Genomic DNA, 17,655 nt, shown 5'->3' with positions numbered 1-17,655 from the left:
GTCAGTGGCTGGATGAGGATGAACGGGAAACGGGCGCTGCCGGCATTTGCGGCTTGCTGTGCAAGGGCACGCGCTTGAGCCAGAGCAACAAGGCATTCCAGAGGATTCGGGCCATCACGCCCAGGGTGAGCAGGGGGTAGCGCCACAGGGCGCGGCGGCGGCTGGCTGCGGTCAGCGGCTCCAGCCGCCCGGCGATGCCGGTGAGCAGCACCGGCCCCTCGGTGTCGTGGTAGTCGACGCGCACCCGCGCCGATTGCAGGCCATCGGCACCGCCCCGGTGAAACTCGAAGCGGTAGCCGCCGACCACGGCGCAAAACGGCGAGACGTGAAACGCCTTGCTTGCGCGTAGCTCCTGGCCATAGCGCGGGTGGTCGAGCAGGTAGGCATGGCGTTCGCCAAAGGTGTTGTTCACCTCGGCCACGATGGCGCGCAGGCTGCCGTCTGCGCGGTGGCAGTACCAGAAGCTCACCGGCTTGAAGCTGTATCCCAATACGCGCGGATAGCACTGCAACCAGATTTCGCCTTGGGCGTCGGTAATGCCCTCGGCGTGAAGTAGCGCATCCAGCCAGGCCAACGCGCCGCCCGTGCGTCCGGTCTTGCCGTCGCCGTGGTCGGCGTCACGAAACGACAGCGCGCCGGCGCGGTTGAGCGCCAGAACACCCGCTGCCTCGGGCCGCGCATGCAGCGTGCGCATGGGAAGCAGCAGGAAGAAGGTGGGCACGCTGAAGCGGTGGCGGTGCGGGCGCAGCCGGGTGTGCCACACATGCCCAAAGCCGATGTGCGGCACAGGGTGCGGCGAGCCCACACTTGGGGCAGGAATGTTCATGCAGCCTCCCGATGGCGCATGTGCGTCAGCAGCGCATCGGCAGCACGGTGGCCCGACTGCAAGCCGTCCTCATGAAAGCCATAGCCGGTCCAGGCACCTGCAAACCAGGTGTGCTGCGTGCCTTGCAACTGCGGCACCTGCTTTTGCGCGGCCAGCGCCCCCATGTCGAACACCGGGTGTTCGTAGTCAAACTCGCCCAGCACCTGCGCCGGGTCGATGGCGCTCACCGGGTTCAGCGACACCAGCACCGGCTGTGCAAACGGCAGTGGTTGCAAGCGGTTGAGCCAGTAATGCAGGCACACGCGGGCCGACTCCTGTGCGCCATCGACGGCGCGCTCGTAGTTCCACGCCGCCCAGGCGGCGCGGCGCCTGGGCATCACACGGGTGTCGGTGTGCAGCACGGCGCGGTTGGGCTGGTAACGGATGGCGCCCAGCACCCGCTGCTCGGCGGCGCTGGGCTGCGCCAGCAGGCGCAGGGCCTGGTCGCTGTGCACGGCCAGCACCACGGCATCGAAGTGCTCAACACCGCTGCCGGTGCGGATGAGCACGCCAGCGGCGTTGCGCTCGATGTGCGTGACCGGGGTGGCCAGGCGCGCGTCCAGCCCTTGCACGATGGCGTTCACATACTGGCGCGCGCCGCCCGCCACGGTGTGCCACTGCGGCCGGTTGCTCACCTGGATCAGCCCATGGTTGTGGCAAAAACGCACCATGGTGGCCACGGGAAAGCGCAGCATCTGGTTCGTCGGGCAGCTCCAGATGCAGCCCAGCATAGGCAGAAAATACCAGTGGCGGAACGCCGTGCCAAAGCCATGCTGATCGAGAAAATCGCCCAGCGGCTGGGCCAGTGCCTGCTCCTGGCCGCTGTCTGCCAGCGCGGTACACAGGCGGTTGAAGCGCAGCAGCTCGCCGAGCATGCGCAAAAAGCGTGGGCGCAGCAGATTACGCCGCTGCGCAAATACCGTCGCCAGGCTGGAGCCACTCCATTCGAGTGCCTGGGCACCCAGCGCGCCCGCACCTGGCACCTGGACGGAAAACGACATGTCGGACACAGCGCTGGGCACATTCAATTCGGCCAGCAGCGCAATCAGGCCGGGATAGGTGCGCTCGTTGAACACCAGAAAGCCGGTGTCCACCCCGTGCGTCACGGCTTGGCCCTGGGCATTGGGCAGGGTCACGTCCACAGTGTGGGTGTGGCCGCCGAAATAGTCGCCCGCCTCGAACAGCGTCACCCGCGCCTGCCCGCGCAGCCGGTGCGCGGCTGCCAAGCCCGAGATGCCGGATCCGATGACTGCGACTTTCATGGTTTTTCCAATTCTTCGGTGGCTGAGCGTGCAGCACGGTTGCGCTGCGGATATGGCGTAATGTACTAGACAAAACAATATTTGTCATAGACAATTTAATGAACGATCTCAATTAATCATGAACTCTCTGACGCCTTCAGTTGCCCTGGAACCGTCGGCATCCAGCGACGCTGGCCTGTCGATTGCCGCAGTCGAGCGTGAAACCGGCCTAGGCAAGGACACCTTGCGCGTGTGGGAACGGCGCTACGGATTCCCCACTCCATCCCGCGATTCCTCAGGCGACAGGCTGTATGGCGCAGATCAGGTGCACCGGCTCAAGTTGATCAGTCGGCTGCTCGATGCGGGCATGCGGCCTGGCAAGGTGGTGGGGCTGGATCAGGCGGCGTTGCAGGCGCTATTGACGCAGCGCTCCCCAGCGCAACCCGCTATTTTGTCCAAGACAAAAATAGGAGTCATCGCTGATCCGGTGATCGAAGGGATGCTCCACGCCATTGCCTCACACGACCCCGGCGCCCTGCGGCACGGCCTCAGCCATGCTCAATTGCGCATGGGGCTCGCGCCCTTTGTCACTGATCTGGTGGCGCCGTTGACGACAGCAGTGGGCGAAGCCTGGGCGCAGGGGCGCTTTGAAATCTTCGAAGAACATCTGTACACCGAGGTCATCACCGGCGTGTTGCGCCATGCAATTGCCTCGCTGCCTCCGCAACCCATGCAACAAGGCCCCAAGGTGTTGCTCACCACCGTGCCGCAAGAGCACCACAGTCTGGGGCTACTGATGGTCGAAGCGTTGCTGGTACTGGAGGGCTCCACCTGCGTGTCGCTGGGCACGCAGACCCCGCTGATCGACATCGCCCAGGCAGCGCGGGCACATCAGGCCGATGTGGTGGCGCTGAGTTTCAGCAATCTGCACAAATCGAGCTTCGTGCAGACCAGCCTGCGCGAGCTGCGCGCCCAGTTGCCTGCGGCCACGGCCCTATGGGCAGGCGGCTCCTGCGCGGCGCTGTACCAATGGCCGCTGGAAGGTGTCAGCACGGTTCAGCATTTGTCGGGCTTGCAGCCCCTAGTCATGCAATGGCGCCACGCCCATTGAAAAAATAAGGACTTTCCTTCCCATGCTCACACTGGCTTACCCATTCCAAACTGTGCGCGTATCTGCTACTGGCATCTTCTTTGCGCACTGTCAGCGACTGCTATTGGTCGTCTGCGCTTTGCTGCTTGCGAGTTGCACCAGCACGCGCCCACCGCCGGGCGTAACGGCCGTCAGCCCCTTCGACGTGCAGCGCTATCAGGGCCGCTGGTACGAGATCGCACGGCTGGATCATCCCTTTGAGCGCGGCCTGACCGACATCTCGGCCAGCTACACCGTGCAGGCCGATGCCAGCGTGCGCGTGGTCAACCGTGGCTACGCACCCGCCACCGGCGAATGGCGGGAAGCCGTGGGCAAAGCCCTGTTCACCGGCGCGCCCACCACCGGCTCGCTCAAAGTGTCTTTCTTCGGGCCGTTCTACGGCGGCTACCACGTCGCCGCGCTAGACCCAGGCTACCGCTGGGCGCTGGTGCTCGGCCCCAGTGCAAGCAGCTACGCATGGATATTGGCGCGCGAAAAGCAGTTACCTATCGCGCAGCTCGATGCCATCGTGGCACGAGCGAGAGAGCTGGGTGTCGATACTTCGGCACTGATCTGGGTGACGCACGAACGCCGGGATCCGGCACATGCAGAAGCTGTGGGTGCCCTGAAGGAGCCTTGAATACGCCAACCTTGCTGCGTGCTGTTATTTCCCACAGTTCCAACCGCCTGAAAGGAAATCCATGCGTATTTTGCTGACCGGCGGAACCGGCCTGATTGGCCAAGCATTGTGCCGACACTGGCAACGCCAGGGTCACGACCTGTGGGTCTGGAGCCGCAACCCCCAGCAAGTACCAACGCTGTGCAGCGGCGCCCAAGGCATTGCGCAGTTGCAAGCGCTCGACGGCAGTGCGCCGCTGGACGCCGTGGTCAACTTGGCGGGTGCCCCCATTGCCGACCGCCCTTGGACCGCAGCGCGGCGCGACCTGCTTTGGCGCAGCCGTGTAGATCTGACGCGAAGCCTAGTCGATTGGATGGGCAAGCAAGCCACGCCACCGCGCGTGCTGCTCTCGGGCTCGGCCGTGGGTTGGTATGGCGACGGCGGCGAGCAATGGTTGTCCGAAGACAGCGCTCCCGGAAACGCCGACTTTGGCAGCCGCCTGTGCGTGGCCTGGGAGCAAGAGGCCGAGCGTGCGCGCCAGTGGAACGTGCGCGTCGCGTTGTTGCGAACCGCGCCGGTGCTGGCCCCGCAGGGCGGCATGCTGGCCCGGCTGCTGCCGCCGTTTCGCCTGGGCCTGGGCGGCCGGCTGGGTAGTGGCCAGCAATGGATGCCCTGGATTCACCTGGACGACCAGGTGGCGCTGATCGACCACTTGCTGCAACACCACGACGCCAGTGGTGCCTTCAATGCCTGCGCGCCCGAGGCGGTGCGCAATGCCGACTTCACCCGCACCCTGGCGCACACCCTGCATCGCCCCGCGCTGCTGCCTGCGCCCGCCTGGGCGCTGCGCCTGGCACTGGGCGAGATGTCGGTGCTGCTGCTGGGCGGTCAGCGCCTGGTACCGCGTCGCACACAAGAAGCGGGGGTTACTTGGCGCCACCCCACATTAGCTGGGGCCTTGAAACAACTGCTGCGCAGCTCTTAGTGCTGCTTTGGTACGGCAATTCTTCATCTACGAAAAAAATTACGCGATGACCACGGGAAAATCCACTGCCGTACTTTTATGCAATTTGGGCACCCCCGACGCCCCAACGGCTGCGGCCCTGCGCCGCTACTTGGGGCAGTTTCTATCAGACCCACGCGTGGTGGAGATTCCGCGCGTTCTCTGGCTGCCGCTGCTACATGGCGTCATCCTGCGTGTTCGCCCACGCCGATCGGCTGCCAAATATGAATCGGTGTGGACAGAAGCCGGCTCACCTCTGGCTGTGTGGACACAGCGCCAGGTCGAGTTGCTGGGCGATCGTTTGAGTGAATTCCATCCGCCGACACCCGTACTGCCCGCCATGCGCTATGGCCGTCCTGCTGTGGGCACTCAACTGCAGGCGCTTCTGGATTCAGGTGTGCAACGGGTGTTGGTGCTGCCACTGTACCCACAATACTCGGCCGCCACCACCGCCAGCCTGTTTGACGATGTTGCGAATTGGGTGAGGCGCTCGCGCACGTATCCAGAGCTTCGATTTGTCAACGATTACCACGACCACCCAGACTACATCGCGGCCTTGGCCAGTAGTGTGCACGCGCAATGGGAGAACAAAGGGCAACGCGCCCAGCACTTAGTGATGAGTTTCCACGGCATACCCGAGCGCAATGTGCGGCTGGGCGACCCGTACGTAAACCAATGCCGCACCACGGCCCGTCTTTTGGCGCAGGCGCTGCAACTTCAACCCGAGCAATACACGGCGACCTTCCAATCTCGCTTTGGCCCGGCCCAGTGGCTGCAGCCCTATACCGAGCCAACGCTACAAGCACTGGCCAAAGCCGGAATCCGCAGCGTGGAAGTGATGTGCCCGGGTTTTGTCAGCGATTGCCTGGAGACGCTCGAAGAGATCAACATGGAAGCGCGGCAGGCGTTTTTACAGGCTGGAGGACAAGCGTTTGACTACATTCCTTGTCTGAACGACAGCCCAGCCTGGATCGCGGCACTGAGGCGCATCACAGAGCAACATCTCGCGGGCTGGACTGCCGTACTCACCCAAGACATTTGATGCCATCAAATTCCAAGTTTTCGTTCAATCTGCCAAGAAGCGCTACTGCCGCCCACTGTGGCTGTGATCTGCTGTCCCAGCCGCTGCTCGATCACCGGCTTCCACGGCGCCAAGCTGAAACCCTTTCCATCGTCGAGCATCGCGTAGCGCCCACTGACGAGCATGACGGAGCGCCGGTAGATGCCGGCCACGCGCTGCCCGTCGGCCACCGGGCGATGCTCCAGGCCGGTTTCAGCGGCAATGTCCTTCGCGGCCTGCACCAGCTCCCGGTTGCGCAACGTGCCCAGCAGGTTGCGCGCCAGGATCACGCGCTGCCCGCGCCGCTCGGCCAGCCCCTGTTCGGTCAGGAAGTCGGCGCGCTTCTGTAGCGCCTCCCTGGCCTCCGCACCAAAGCCCAGGTCGCCCAGGCCCGAGCCGCCGCCGATCAACTGCTGGTCGAGCCAGGTGGCTCCAATCACACGCGCCTGCCGCTCGATGGACAGGTGCGATTTCAGCTCCACCGCCACGCCGCCCAGGCGCAGTGCGTCGTAGCGGCGGCCCTGCTCGGGCAGGTCGCCCGGCACCTTCCATAGCCCTTCGGCCACTCGCTCCACGATGCCCGCCCGGCGCAGGGCTTCCAGCCTGCGGACGTGGGCCGCCACAACCTCCTGCGGGTCGCGGCCCGGTACGGCCTGGCCCTGCGCCACGGCAAAGTGATGATCGGTGCGGTACAGGCCATCACTCGCCAGCGCGGCGATGTTCCTGTCGGCCGCGCGCACGTCGGCCGATCCCTTCACCTCCACCACGGCCCCGGTTGGATAGTTCGCCAACTCGTCGCGGGCGTTGAGCGCGACGTAATGGGCCTTGCCGTCCACGCCGTCGATGACCAGATAGCCCCGGTCGCGCAGCTCGTCGGCCAGCCCCTTCGCGGCTACGCGCCCGAGGATGGTTCGGCCATCGTCTTCCGGCTCGAACACCGCCAGCTCGCGCGGCTCGCCGCGCATGGCCCGCTGCATCGTGCGGATGATGTCCCCGCGCTCGCCCAGGGCGCGCAGGGTCTTTTCTGCATCGGCATGGACGGCCCAGGTGCCCGGCTGCGTCTCGTCGGCCAGGCCGAGACGCTGCAAGCGTTGCAGGCGACTGATCAGCAGCAGGCGTTGGCGCTGCAAGCGGGATTCGTTGAGCCGTTCGACATGCACCACGCCATCGTCGCCGGCCTCGTGCTTCAAGGTGCGATCCAGGCTCGTCCACCGCTCTTGCTCTACCTCGCGCCGCAAGGTCTGCTGGATCTCCAGCTCGGTGCGCGGCCCCAGCCATTCCGTCGCCAGTTCGGCGGCGCGATGGCGGAAGCCATCGGCGATGTAGTCGCCCGCGATGATGAGGTCTTTGCCGGTGTCGTCGCGCCCGCGCACGACGATGTGCGTGTGCGGGTTGTCGGTGTTCCAGTGGTTCACGGCCACCCAATCGAGGCCCGTCCCAAGGTCGGCCTCCATGCGGCCCATGAGGTGCCGCGTGTAGGTGCGCAGGTCTTCCAGCTCCGCGCCATCCTCGGGCGAGAGGATGAAGCGGAAATGGTGCCGGTCGTCGGCGCAGCGTTCCTTGAAAGCGTCGAGGTCGGCGGTGTCGGTCTGCGGCCCATAGGCTTGGCCCGGCTCGCCGTCGCGGCCCACGCCATCGCGCTCGATGTAGCGCAGATGTTTGGCGAGCGATTGCGGGCTGGCCTGGCGTTGGTTCACCAGCAGCGTCTTGATGGTCACACGCCGCGACATGGGTGTCAGCTTCGCGCCCGCGAAGCGCGCCGCCGTATGGCCGCGCCCCAGGCGTGAGCCGGGCCGCTGGCCGGTGCCACGCGCCGACGCCGGACGGCGCACCGTGGACTTGCCGCCGCTGGCCTTGCCCGCCTGCTTGAGCACCTTGGAAACGAAGCTCTGCCCCAGGCCCTTGCCCCGGTTCTTCGGGGCGCTGGGGCGCACGCGGAAATCGTCATCGCGGCGGTCGCTCATGGCTGCGCTCCCTGAAAGCTGGGGCGTACCCCGGCGTGCGAAGCACGCGGGTAGCCCTGTCTTGGCGCGGGCCTCCGGCCACACGCGGCACGGCGGCGAAGCCGCACCGTGCCGCGCCACCCCCACGTGCAGACTGGCTTTCGACGCGGCCCGGTGCCGCGTCCTTTTGTCTTGCCTTCCGCCTTTGCCCCTCGCTGGCGCTCCGGGCAGCGGCGGCCCGGCCGCGCTGCTGCGCGAGCAGCCAGCGCGCCGGCGAACGCGGACACGGCCGCAGGCCGGCAGCGTTCGAGGCAAGACGCCTGCGCGTTGGATGGCTGCGCCGAAGGCAGCGCGAAGTGCAGCGCGGATGCGCCCGCACTGCACGCGCGACGACACGCGGAACGCCACCGGATCGACACGCCTGATAGCACGATGATGCGCAGCGAATCGGCGGCGATCATGGGCGCTTCTCCAGCCAGACCGGGTGCGCGACGCCGATCACGGCGGATACACGCACCGTCCCGAAATACCGGCTGTCGAACGACGCCGGATTGGTCGAACTGAGCAGGAACAGTTCGCCAGGCCGAAGCTGCCGACACTGCAGCCAGGATGGCAGCGGGCGGCCCAGCCGGTCGGTGGGCAAGACGGCGGCCACCGGCACGCCATCAATCCACACCAGCGCATCGAAGATGCACACATGCTGCGGCGCGATGGCACCGACACGTTTGAGCAGCGGCACGCGCGCCGGCAGGTAGCCGCGCTGCGCAGCCAGCGCGGCGGCGTCTGGCGGCAGCGTGATCAGGACGATGCTGTCCACGCGCAATGATGGTGGTAGCGGACGTGACAGCGAGCTGGGCCGATGGCGCAGCGGATCGACGCGATACCAGCCGACGGCCACGCTGTCGGACGGGTTGTAGATTAGGCGCGGCAGCGGATGTACGAAGGACGCCCAGGCCAGCGCAGCGAGGCCGCAGGCGGCGAGGCCCGCGAGCACGATGCGAGCGCGCAGGCGTGAGCGAGGAAGCGGCGCGGTGCCAGCGGTTGAAACGGCGGTCATGGCAGCGCCCTCCCGGTCAGCCACGCGGCGTGCCGCTCGGCGGTGTATTTGGGCAGCGGCAGGCACGCAGCGAGCCGGTTGGCGAGCGTGCGCCAGTACGCAGGCGAGGCGGCGACAGGCGCGATGCCCAGCGCCTCGATGGCGTCGATGCGCTCCAGCACGGCGCGTACTTGCCCGTCGCCCTCGGCGTGCAGCAGCAGGCGTGCGCCCGGCTGCACGCCGGGAATGCGCTGCGCATCGTCCAGCGGTGTGCAGGCTTGCATCACCATGAGCTGCCAGCGCACGGTGCCGTAATCATTGGCCTGCCAGCGCACGCGGCAGAACACCGCGCCCGGCAGGAACACCGCGCTGCGCCGCCAGCGGTCGAGCTGGTGCGTGCGCGCGGGTTCGCCGAAGCGCAGGTAGAGCTTGAAACGGGCCTCGATGTAGGCCAGCGCCACGCGCGTCAGCGGCGCACTGGCTGGCTGGCCGATAGGCGCAGCCGTGGCCGCGCCAGCGGCAGGCGAAGCGGATGCGGTCATGGTGTGTTCTCCCTGCGTTGTTCGGGAAACTCCCGTTCGAGCAGGCCGCGCAGCAGATCGGCCACGGTCACGCCTTGGCCGAAGGCGGCGATCTTGATGCGCGCCCGCAGCGCGGGCGTGATGTCGAGGGTGAGGCGGGCCGTGTAGAGGTCGCCCTTGCCGAGCGCATCGGCATCGCCCTGCCGAATCCACGCCTCGGCGTGCGGATTCGCGGGCGGACGCGCGCCGATGCCGACGCGCTTTGCGCGAGGTGGTGACTTCGCGGTCATGTCGTCCACCGCAGCAGTTCGTCCACGAGCGCGGTGATTTCCCGCGCGGCGGCGCTGTCCGGTTCCGTCTCGCGTGCAAGCCGGCCAGCGGTCACGCTGTCGGCGAACACGATGCGCTGATGCACTTCCGCGCGCAGCGCAGGAAGCGGCTGGTCGGCGAGCGCCTGGCGCGCTTCGCGCCCGATCACGGTGGTGCTGACGCGCCGATTGATGACGAAGGCCGCGCGCAGCGCAGGCCGAAAGACTTGTGCCTCGCGGATCAGCGCGACCATCTCGGCGCTGGCCCACAAGTCGTAGGGGCTGGGCTGCACCGGGATCAGCACGCGCTCGGCCGCCAGCAGCGCGGAGCGCGCCAGCGCAGCGATGCGCGGCGGGCCGTCGATGACGATGTGATCTGCCCGCCTGGCAAGCTCTGGCGCTTCCTGATGCAGCGTTTCGCGTGCGAGGCCCACAGCGCTGAACAGCCGTGGCAAGCCTTGCTGACTTCTGCGTTGCGTCCAGTCCAGCGATGAACCCTGCGGGTCGGCATCCAGCAGCACGACGTGCTGCCCGCGCATCGCCAGCTCGCCGGCGATGTGGGTGGCGAGCGTGGTCTTGCCCACGCCACCTTTCTGATTGAGCAGCGCGACGATCATGGCCTGGCCCTCCGTGTTGGAAAACCGGGCTTTGCCTGCCGTGTTTGTGGCCGCGTGGCGGTTGTCCACCGTGGCGCGGCGCTTCTACTACCAGTTAGAGAATTTAGGTTAGGTAAGTTAAGGGAGGCCGAAACCCGCGCCAGCATTGGCTTTGCGGGCGATTCGTACTCCTGATAGCACGATAGCCATACTCCCGATAGCACTAGTCCCCGTACTCCTGATAGCACGAGCCCGTCCACAGGCTGCGCACCGCTTATCCCCGTGCCGTAGGCGGCACGGGACGCGCTGGGCGGAATATCAGCAGCTCGGCCCCATCGCCCGGCATCCGCTCGATGCCCAGGACGTAGCCGGGCAGCGACTGCCGCGCGACAAGCACGCGCAGGTCGTAAGCGAAGTCCGAGAAGCGCGTGGCGCTGCCCGATTTGCGCCACAGGTGTCGGAAGTCGAACTGCCAGCCACCTTCCTGCCGCCCGCCATGCTTGCGCACCAGGCGGTACAGCCACCGCTCGATGCCGCCCGTCAGCCGGAAATACGCTTGGTCGATGGTCAGCACCAGGGCGGCATCCACCACGCCCGCATAGAACCAGTCGGGCAAGATCAGCTCCAGCCCCAGGGGCGTTCCCTTGGCATCGGCCAGTTCCTTCCACTCGTTGATCCACGAGAAGCGGTGCAACCGCCTTCCCGTGGTCTCCCGGATCGACGTGGCCACCGTGGTCGATTGCAGGCGATCCAGCGCCGCCTTGAGGCGCTGGTAGTCGCGCAGACCCGTACCGCGCCCGATGAAGCGCAGGATCTCGTAGGGCGTGGCCTGCATCAGCCGCGACGGCCGCAGGCCCGCGTCGCGTGCCTCCACGATCTGCGAGGCCGCCCATATCAGCACGTCCGCGTCCCAGATCGTGGCGATGCCGTGCTCGGCTGTGCCTTCCACGCGGATCGTGACGTTGCTTGCGCGGAAGTCGATCGGCGCGGTGCGCCGTGACTTCGCCAGCGAGAAAAACGGAAAAGCCATCAAGTCCTGGCTGTCGCGCGGCGCCATGTCGCCCGGCAAGGCGCGGAACAGATCGAGCTGTTCGCGTTCCTGCGTGGGCTTGGACATGGCGAAGGCCACCCGCGCACCGCCGATCAGCGCGCACGGCTGTCCGCCGCATGGTGCTCGGCGTACTCGGGATCGGAGGTCGTCTCGAAGCTGCGGTCGGCGGCCCAGGCATCGAGGTCGGCCACGGCGTACATGACGCGCCGGCCGAATTTCCGAAAGCGCGGGCCGCCGCCCAGCACGCGCTGCTTTTCCAGCGTGCGCGGCGACAGGCGCAGGTACTCGGCGGCTTCGTCGTTGGTGAGGTAGCGCTGCGGCTGCGCGGCAGCGGGAACAGGAGCGGCGGCAGGCCGCAAAGGTGCAGGACGCATGGTGTGAACCTCCATAGCTTTCAAAGCTCCGGCCACACAGCGCAACCGGATGGCGGCAGTCTCAGAAAACGCGGCCCTCCTGCTCAGGGACGTTTTGCGTCCCCATCAAAACGTCCCTTCTCAAGCGGCGGCAGTTGTGCTAAGCGGCGATAGCCGCCGCGCATCAACGCATTGCCCCGGCGCACCAGGCGGCGCACACGGGCGCGCAGGTCGCCGTCGGCGTGCCAGTCGGCCGCCACGGCATCAGCCCCGAACAGTCCTTCGGCCACGTCGCGCAAAGACGCACCCGCAAGGGTCGCGTCGAGTGCTTGCAGCGTGTGCAGCTCCAGCATCACGGCAGGTGTCGGCCGGGGCTTGGCCGCCCCCGGCGTCGCGCTGCGCGCAGGCGCGGCAGCGCCGCCGCCACTTCCGCGATGTGCATAAGCGACCGCCATGCCGTCTTCCAGGCCCGGCGCCAGCGCGAAGCGTTGGCACCCGCCGGGGCCGTGTGCGATCAGCACGAGTTGCTTGCCATCGTGGATCAGTTGTTTGTGGCCGAGGATGCTCCACAGCGAGAAGACTGGAGCACCGGCAGGCGGATCGGCATCCGCGTAGAGCTGCACCACGGCATCGTGGCCGGGTAGCCAGGCCGGATGCGCGTCGCGCGCATCCAGGGCCGGGTCTTCCAGCAGGCGCAGGCCCCAGCGAAGCGCGGCCTGCTGTGCTGCGCGCGGCCGGCGCTGGTGGCGCAGCCAGTCGAGCCGGTATTCGGGATGGCGGCGCAAGTATTCCCAAGCCAATGCGAGCGCATCCAGGCACAGGATGTAGAAATAGGCAGCGGTCGGATACCACTGCGCGATGTGGTGAGGATTGACCATGACGCAAGCTCCCTTTGAACCACGGAAACGTCGTCACGGGCGTTCAGAACGGAGCTACCGCATTCGCATCAACACATCATCCGAATCTGTTTGAGCTGTAACATCAAGTGTCAAGACCGATGGGCTCCGAGGTATTGCGCAATGCGTCCGAATACGACGGCCGCGCAGTCCCAAAACATCACGCGGCATGGAATACCGTGCCGCAGCCCGCGCCAGAGATCGTGACTGTTTTCAACACAGTGGCACTGTCTTGGTGCAAGAGTGGAAATTAAGACCTCACAGGTCTGAGGCAAGACAGAAATAGTCTCAATACGATCTGCTGCGCTGGGCCGCGAACGGCCTCTAATCAACGATGCCGCCGTTTTCCTGCATCAGCCGCAGGTATTCCGACAAGGGCCGCACTGCCTGGAAATAACGGTCGCGCATGACCGACTGTTGGCGCGGGCCGACGATGGAAGCCAAGTCGGACAGCTTGATGGTGCCCAGCGCGGGCATACCGATGCCCACGTTGCAAACGCCCCAAGCCGTATCGCCATCCGCAGGATCGAGCGCGGCCAGCAGCCAGGTGGCGTGCGCGTCCGGCGTGAACAGCCGCACCACGGGCAGCGGGTCAATGGCCCGGCCCGCTGCGCGGGTCTCACCGTGCGCCAGCAGTTGCTGGCGTTCGTCCTCGGTGATGAGCGGGGTCATGGCGATCCTCTGATTTGTACGAATCCGCCAAAGCGTGAAAACGCATCGGCGGATTCTGTAAAAAGCACGATTGTGATTCCGTGGTTTTGCGCTGATGCGTAAATCCGCAGAGGCGTAGATGCGGATTTCCGTAAAAACACAAAACCGTGAAATTCCAGTCAAGAGTTAAAGATAACGTGGTTTTAATTGTGCTGCGACTTGACGCTTCTGTCTATGCAGAAGCGATCCATCCAGCGCGGCCGACCGGCCGGCGCCACCACCTACGATGCCGAGTTGGCGCAAGCCTTCGGCGCTGCGGTGCGCGCGTTGCGGACGGAACGCGGCATCGCGCAGGAATCGCTGGCGCACCTGGCCGGCATCGAGCGCTCGCACATGGGCAAGGTCGAGCGTGGCGAGCACATGCCCACGCTGGCGATCATCTTCAAGATTGCCGGCGCGCTCGAATGCAGCACGGCGGTGCTGATGAGCGAGGCTGAAAGCCAGCTCGCAGCAGCGGCCCAGCCGTAGACGCTGGCCGCGCCGATCCGGCGGCGCCGGTTCGGCGGTATCGAGGGGTGCCAAGCATCGCGCGGCAGGGATAGCCCGCAGGGCTTTCCCCTAGAGGCAAGCGAAGCGCGCAGCGCCGTAGGCGCGAAGGCGTGAGGGATTGAAGCCGAATGGCCGTGACGACGAAGACGGCACGGGGCGTAGCCCGAAAGCCCGGCGGCGCATCGTGCCGACACGCCATGTCCTGACCGATGGCACGGACGCAGCTTCCGCGTATGGAAACGCAACCTGCTATGGGTTACTGCCTGCCGCTGCCAGGTTTGGCGCGAAGAAACAGCGCAGCGCCCCGCCGGTGTGGCGGGGCGCTGCGGGCGGCGGTCACGCCGCCTGGGGCTTGCTGCGCGACCAGATCAGGTCGTGCGTGCCATACTCGCCTTCGATCAGGCGGGCGTAGACCGTGGCCGGGAACGAAGGATCGTCAAGGGTCACGGAGATGTACTCCCGCCCGGCCTCGCTGGTCTTCTTCCACGCCGCGCCGATGTCGTGGCTGGCGGCCTGCAGGCGGAAGTCGGGGGCCTTCTCGTTGTCGCCCTTGTCGTTGGGCACCAGCTTGACCTTGACGTTGAGCGTCAGGGTGCGAAGCGTGCCGGTGAAGCCGTCTTTGTCTGCGGTGAAGGTGCCGATGTTGGCCATGATGAAACTCCTTTTGGTGGAACAAGGTTCGCGCCCATCGCGTCCTTGTTGTGATCCGGCCGGCGGGGGACGGGCGGGCTGCACCGCTTGCGGTCGAAACGCAGTGGAGAGCCGGGAGGCGAAAAGAATTTGTCCCGCGAGGAAGCCGCGCAGCGGCGGGGAAATTGTTTTCGCCGGACGGTTGCAGCCATGAAGCCCGAGGCGCAGCCGCGCCACCGCCAGGATTCACAACAACACAAGGACGCCTTGGGCCGAACCGCACCGCAAGGAGACAGGGCCGGCTCGGCATCTCCGCATGAAGGCTGCTCCGGCTCGCCCGCTGACGCGGGCCAGGTCAACCACCCGACGACAACAAGCGAGAACGCCCCTGCCGCACCTTGCGGTGCCGGTCTTGAGGCGTGGCGTGGAAGCTCCATAGCGATGCCGGGCGGGTTGTCCGTGAACCGTCCTTCGTGACGTGACAGGCAGGAACCGCCAGCGTTGAGGACGGCACGCATTTGCACAACCTGCCGCAGTAAGCCCCGGCGTGTTCGCCAACGCCTCGTCCATCACGGCGGGGCGCTGGCCGGGCCGATCTGGCGCAGCCGGTTCGGCGGCATCAAGGGGCGCCAAGCATCGCGCGGCGGGGATAGCCCGCAGGGCTTTCCCCTGGAGACAAGCGCAGCGCGCAGGTGTGGGCCGGGCGGATGCTCGGCTGCTCTAACGCCGCCGCCTGAGCCACCGCGAAGACAGCGGCGTTCTGATTCGGCTGTTGGCCTTGAACACCGGGCGCGGCCACCGCCGCGCCCGGATTTTGCTTTTTCACCGCGCCCAGGACGGAACGGCCTGGGCGCGGTGCCGATCGGGTTATTCCTTCGTCTCGATGAGCCACCACACGGCACACGGCAAGGCGCGGCCCGTGATGGGGTGAATGTCGGTGAGGTCGGCGCGGGCTGACCAACCCGAGGGCGGGCGGTAGCCGCGCACGTCGCCATCGCCGTGCCAGCGGCGGGCGCGTACCGTGCCGGGGGCGTAGATCGCCGCCATGCGTGGGCGGCTGGTGGTGGTGCGGGTCATGGAGCGTTCCTCCTTCAAGCGAAGCGCCCCGGTCGATGCCGGGGCGCTTGCTGTCGGCGCAAGTCAAGCGGCCAGCGCCACGGCGAGTTCATCCGCCATTGCCTCGGCATCTTCCGGGGCGTCATCCTGCTCCTGCGGTTCCGCCTGCGTGGCTTGCGGCGTTTCGGCCTTGAAGATGGCGGGCATCCACCCGGCACCGTTCGCCAGCCGTTCGGCTTCGCTGGCAATGTCGGCCTTCTTCAACTTCGCCAGCCGGGAAACCTGCTCGGGCGCGTACTCGCCAACGGCTTGCAGGACTGCCGCCTTGGGAACATGCTTGAAGTAGCCTTCTGCGGTCGGTTGCCACCATGCGGCCATGTCGAGGCCCACGGCCTGCGCCAGTTCCTCACCCGGTTGATGCGGCACGGCGCGAGGCGTCACTACATCCACCGTGGAGGCCACGCACACGGCCAGCAGCTTGACCAGTTCGCTTTGCTCCATCGCCAGCAACGCGGCGAACAGTTCGGCGCTGTCCTGCGGCAAGGCTTCACCTGCCACCCGTTGCAGTTCGCGCAGCGCCACAGCGGCAGGCGATTCCGGCCAGTCCGGGGCCATGCCTTCCAGCCGGTCTTGCACCGTGAGGCGCACGCCCAGCGGCAGGTCGTGGCCGTGGTAGCGGTCTTGCAGCACGGTCTGCACCATGCCATGCACCAACGCGGCCAGCGCAGCTTGCGGATGCCGGGCGACTTCGATTTGCAGCGCGGCGGTACGGTGTGCGCTCAAACGCTGGGCCAGCCGGTCGGATATGGCGGGGGCCTGCGTTGCGTCCGCCGTGTCGCCTTCGTCGTCGTTCTCGGCATCCTCGCCGCTGAACCCTTGGCGCAGCCGTTCCAGCGTGCGCAGCGCCTTGGCCTCGGCCTCGCGCATCAGGCCGCGATGAATGACGGCCTCGCCGTTGCGGTCGATGGTGACGATGGCACCGGCTGCGGCCTTCGTGTTCGGGCTGTAGTCCTGCAAGCCATCTTCCAGCGCCTGCAACTGTTCGCCCAACTGCTCGCCTTCCGCCTGCAGGGCTTCGGCCTTGGTCTCGTCGTCGGCCTCCATCGCGGCATCCACGGCCTCGCCGATGGCCTGCATCTTGGCTTGCAGCCGCTCGATGCGCTGCGCCTCGCGCTTGTTCGGCGTGCGCCGCTCCCTCGGGGCACGTTGGAAAGCGTGCAGATCGGCATGGGTCACGCTCGGCGTGGCGTCCACCCAGGCCCAGCCCTCGGCGCGGATGGTGGCGGCGATGCCCGCTAGCTTGTCCTGCGCCAGCCGTTCCAACAGCGCGGCGTCGTTGAGGTATACGCCCGCATCGCCTTCCGCGAACAGGTCACGGCTCACGCCGCCGCCTGCGGCCTCGTAGGTGTCCAGCCCGACAAAGCGCACCAGCGGATGCCGGTAGGCGTCGATTTCGCGCTCGGTCAGGCGTTCGCGCAGATTGTGCGGCTGGCGCTGCCACTGCGGGGCATCGTAGAACGCGGCTTCCTGCGCGGCGTGGTCGTCGGTGATGGCGAGAGCCATCAACTGGTCAAGGCTCACGGCGTCGGCGCGGTAGTCGTCCATCAGGCGCGCGGAGACGTTTGCTAGCTTCAAGCGGCGTTGCACTACCAGCGGCGTGACGGAGAAATCCGCTGCAATGTCCTCGATGGGTCGGCCTTCGGCCACCAACGCGGCGAAGGCTTCAAACTGGTCTGCCGGGTGCATGGCTTCGCGCTGCACGTTCTCGGTGAGGCTGGCGGTGCGGGCCGTGCCATCGGCCACCAGCAGGCAAGGCACGTCCCAATCCTTGGCGATGCGGTGCTTCTTCGCCAGCAGCTTGAGGGCTGCGAGGCGACGGCCACCGGCGACCACCTCGTAATGCTCTCCATCGGCGGATGCGATCACGATCAGGTTTTGCAACAGGCCCACGCGCTGAATGCTCGCGGCCAGTTCGGGGATGGACATGCGCGGGACGGTCTTGCGCACGTTGCGGCCCGTGGGGCGCAGTACCAGCCGCGACAGCGGAACCAGAATCAGGTTCTTGGTCGGGTCGGCGGCTTCCAGCGGGACAGCGGCGGCGGTGTTGACGGCGCGGGCTTCGGTTTGGGTGATGGCGTTCATGGTGAT

Annotated in this window: 19 protein-coding genes; 5 read left to right on the top strand and 14 right to left on the bottom strand. The window is 66.6% G+C overall.

Going from position 1 to position 17,655, the window contains the following annotated elements; genetic code table 11:
• Nucleotide 1: 1 nt before the first annotated feature.
• Together ISG32_RS05690 and ISG32_RS05685 are read right to left on the bottom strand one after the other, a co-directional pair.
• Complete coding sequence (locus ISG32_RS05690) at nt 2-826, bottom strand: DUF1365 domain-containing protein (protein ID WP_194770035.1); 825 nt, start codon at nt 824-826, stop codon at nt 2-4.
• The gene (locus ISG32_RS05685; protein ID WP_194770034.1) at nt 823-2,127 is read right to left on the bottom strand and encodes an NAD(P)/FAD-dependent oxidoreductase; all 1,305 of its coding nucleotides are present in this window, start codon (nt 2,125-2,127) and stop codon (nt 823-825) included. The genes ISG32_RS05690 and ISG32_RS05685 overlap by 4 nt, the downstream gene beginning before the upstream one ends.
• Nucleotides 2,128-2,245: 118 nt before the next feature.
• Between ISG32_RS05685 and ISG32_RS05680 the strand changes: the two genes are divergently transcribed.
• The 4 genes from ISG32_RS05680 to hemH all read left to right on the top strand — a co-directional run bounded on the left by ISG32_RS05680 (nt 2,246) and on the right by hemH (nt 5,899).
• Nucleotides 2,246-3,217 (top strand): MerR family transcriptional regulator, encoded by a 972-nt coding sequence (locus tag ISG32_RS05680; RefSeq protein ID WP_194770033.1) that lies wholly within the window; start codon nt 2,246-2,248, stop codon nt 3,215-3,217.
• A 22-nt stretch (nt 3,218-3,239) separates the two neighbouring features.
• Entirely contained in the window at nt 3,240-3,875 is a 636-nt protein-coding gene (locus ISG32_RS05675) for a lipocalin family protein (protein WP_194770032.1), read from the top strand.
• A 61-nt stretch (nt 3,876-3,936) separates the two neighbouring features.
• Nucleotides 3,937-4,839 (top strand): TIGR01777 family oxidoreductase, encoded by a 903-nt coding sequence (locus tag ISG32_RS05670; RefSeq protein ID WP_194770031.1) that lies wholly within the window; start codon nt 3,937-3,939, stop codon nt 4,837-4,839.
• A gap of 46 nt (nt 4,840-4,885) precedes the next feature.
• On the top strand, nt 4,886-5,899 hold the full coding sequence (gene hemH / locus ISG32_RS05665) for a ferrochelatase (protein ID WP_194770030.1): 1,014 nt from the start codon (nt 4,886-4,888) through the stop codon (nt 5,897-5,899).
• Nucleotides 5,900-5,904: 5 nt separating this feature from the next.
• On the opposite strand, the gene ISG32_RS05660 is transcribed toward hemH, so the two are convergent.
• From ISG32_RS05660 to ISG32_RS05620, 9 genes are all read right to left on the bottom strand, one after another.
• On the bottom strand, nt 5,905-7,881 hold the full coding sequence (locus tag ISG32_RS05660; RefSeq protein WP_194770029.1) for a relaxase/mobilization nuclease domain-containing protein: 1,977 nt from the start codon (nt 7,879-7,881) through the stop codon (nt 5,905-5,907).
• 436 nt (nt 7,882-8,317) lie between these two features.
• Nucleotides 8,318-8,917, bottom strand: coding sequence for a S26 family signal peptidase (locus ISG32_RS05655; RefSeq protein ID WP_194770028.1), 600 nt, complete (start codon nt 8,915-8,917; stop codon nt 8,318-8,320).
• Nucleotides 8,914-9,438 (bottom strand): DUF2840 domain-containing protein, encoded by a 525-nt coding sequence (locus ISG32_RS05650; protein ID WP_103018380.1) that lies wholly within the window; start codon nt 9,436-9,438, stop codon nt 8,914-8,916. The genes ISG32_RS05655 and ISG32_RS05650 overlap by 4 nt, the downstream gene beginning before the upstream one ends.
• Nucleotides 9,435-9,707 (bottom strand): chromosome partitioning protein ParB, encoded by a 273-nt coding sequence (locus ISG32_RS05645; protein WP_103018421.1) that lies wholly within the window; start codon nt 9,705-9,707, stop codon nt 9,435-9,437. The genes ISG32_RS05650 and ISG32_RS05645 overlap by 4 nt, the downstream gene beginning before the upstream one ends.
• Entirely contained in the window at nt 9,704-10,342 is a 639-nt protein-coding gene (parA, locus tag ISG32_RS05640) for a ParA family partition ATPase (RefSeq protein WP_103018381.1), read from the bottom strand. The genes ISG32_RS05645 and parA overlap by 4 nt, the downstream gene beginning before the upstream one ends.
• Before the next feature lie 253 nt (nt 10,343-10,595).
• Nucleotides 10,596-11,438: a replication initiator protein A gene (locus ISG32_RS05635; protein WP_103018422.1), complete on the bottom strand. Its 843-nt coding sequence runs from the start codon at nt 11,436-11,438 to the stop codon at nt 10,596-10,598.
• Nucleotides 11,439-11,464: 26 nt separating this feature from the next.
• On the bottom strand, nt 11,465-11,746 hold the full coding sequence (locus ISG32_RS05630; RefSeq protein ID WP_103018420.1) for a helix-turn-helix transcriptional regulator: 282 nt from the start codon (nt 11,744-11,746) through the stop codon (nt 11,465-11,467).
• 83 nt (nt 11,747-11,829) lie between these two features.
• Nucleotides 11,830-12,603: a DUF2285 domain-containing protein gene (locus tag ISG32_RS05625; protein WP_103018383.1), complete on the bottom strand. Its 774-nt coding sequence runs from the start codon at nt 12,601-12,603 to the stop codon at nt 11,830-11,832.
• A gap of 342 nt (nt 12,604-12,945) precedes the next feature.
• A complete protein-coding gene (locus ISG32_RS05620; protein ID WP_194770027.1) occupies nt 12,946-13,293 on the bottom strand; it encodes a DUF2958 domain-containing protein in 348 nt (115 codons plus the stop codon).
• A 213-nt stretch (nt 13,294-13,506) separates the two neighbouring features.
• Between ISG32_RS05620 and ISG32_RS05615 the strand changes: the two genes are divergently transcribed.
• Nucleotides 13,507-13,800 (top strand): helix-turn-helix domain-containing protein, encoded by a 294-nt coding sequence (locus ISG32_RS05615; RefSeq protein WP_046196319.1) that lies wholly within the window; start codon nt 13,507-13,509, stop codon nt 13,798-13,800.
• A gap of 357 nt (nt 13,801-14,157) precedes the next feature.
• On the opposite strand, the gene ISG32_RS05610 is transcribed toward ISG32_RS05615, so the two are convergent.
• From ISG32_RS05610 to ISG32_RS05600, 3 genes are all read right to left on the bottom strand, one after another.
• Nucleotides 14,158-14,472, bottom strand: a complete 315-nt coding sequence (locus tag ISG32_RS05610) for a DUF736 domain-containing protein (protein ID WP_103018385.1) — start codon at nt 14,470-14,472, stop codon at nt 14,158-14,160.
• 846 nt (nt 14,473-15,318) lie between these two features.
• Nucleotides 15,319-15,528 carry a hypothetical protein gene (locus tag ISG32_RS05605; protein WP_103018387.1) on the bottom strand — a complete coding sequence of 70 codons (210 nt, stop codon included), beginning with the start codon at nt 15,526-15,528 and terminating at the stop codon, nt 15,319-15,321.
• A 63-nt stretch (nt 15,529-15,591) separates the two neighbouring features.
• Nucleotides 15,592-17,649: a ParB/RepB/Spo0J family partition protein gene (locus ISG32_RS05600; RefSeq protein ID WP_103018388.1), complete on the bottom strand. Its 2,058-nt coding sequence runs from the start codon at nt 17,647-17,649 to the stop codon at nt 15,592-15,594.
• Nucleotides 17,650-17,655: the final 6 nt, after the last annotated feature.

Origin of the sequence: Diaphorobacter caeni, from assembly GCF_015354245.1 — a bacterium.
Classification (GTDB): Bacteria; Pseudomonadota; Gammaproteobacteria; order Burkholderiales; family Burkholderiaceae_C; genus Diaphorobacter_A; species Diaphorobacter_A caeni.
The sequence above is the reverse complement of the archived record's forward strand: the minus strand, read 5'-3'. Positions and strand labels throughout refer to the sequence as shown.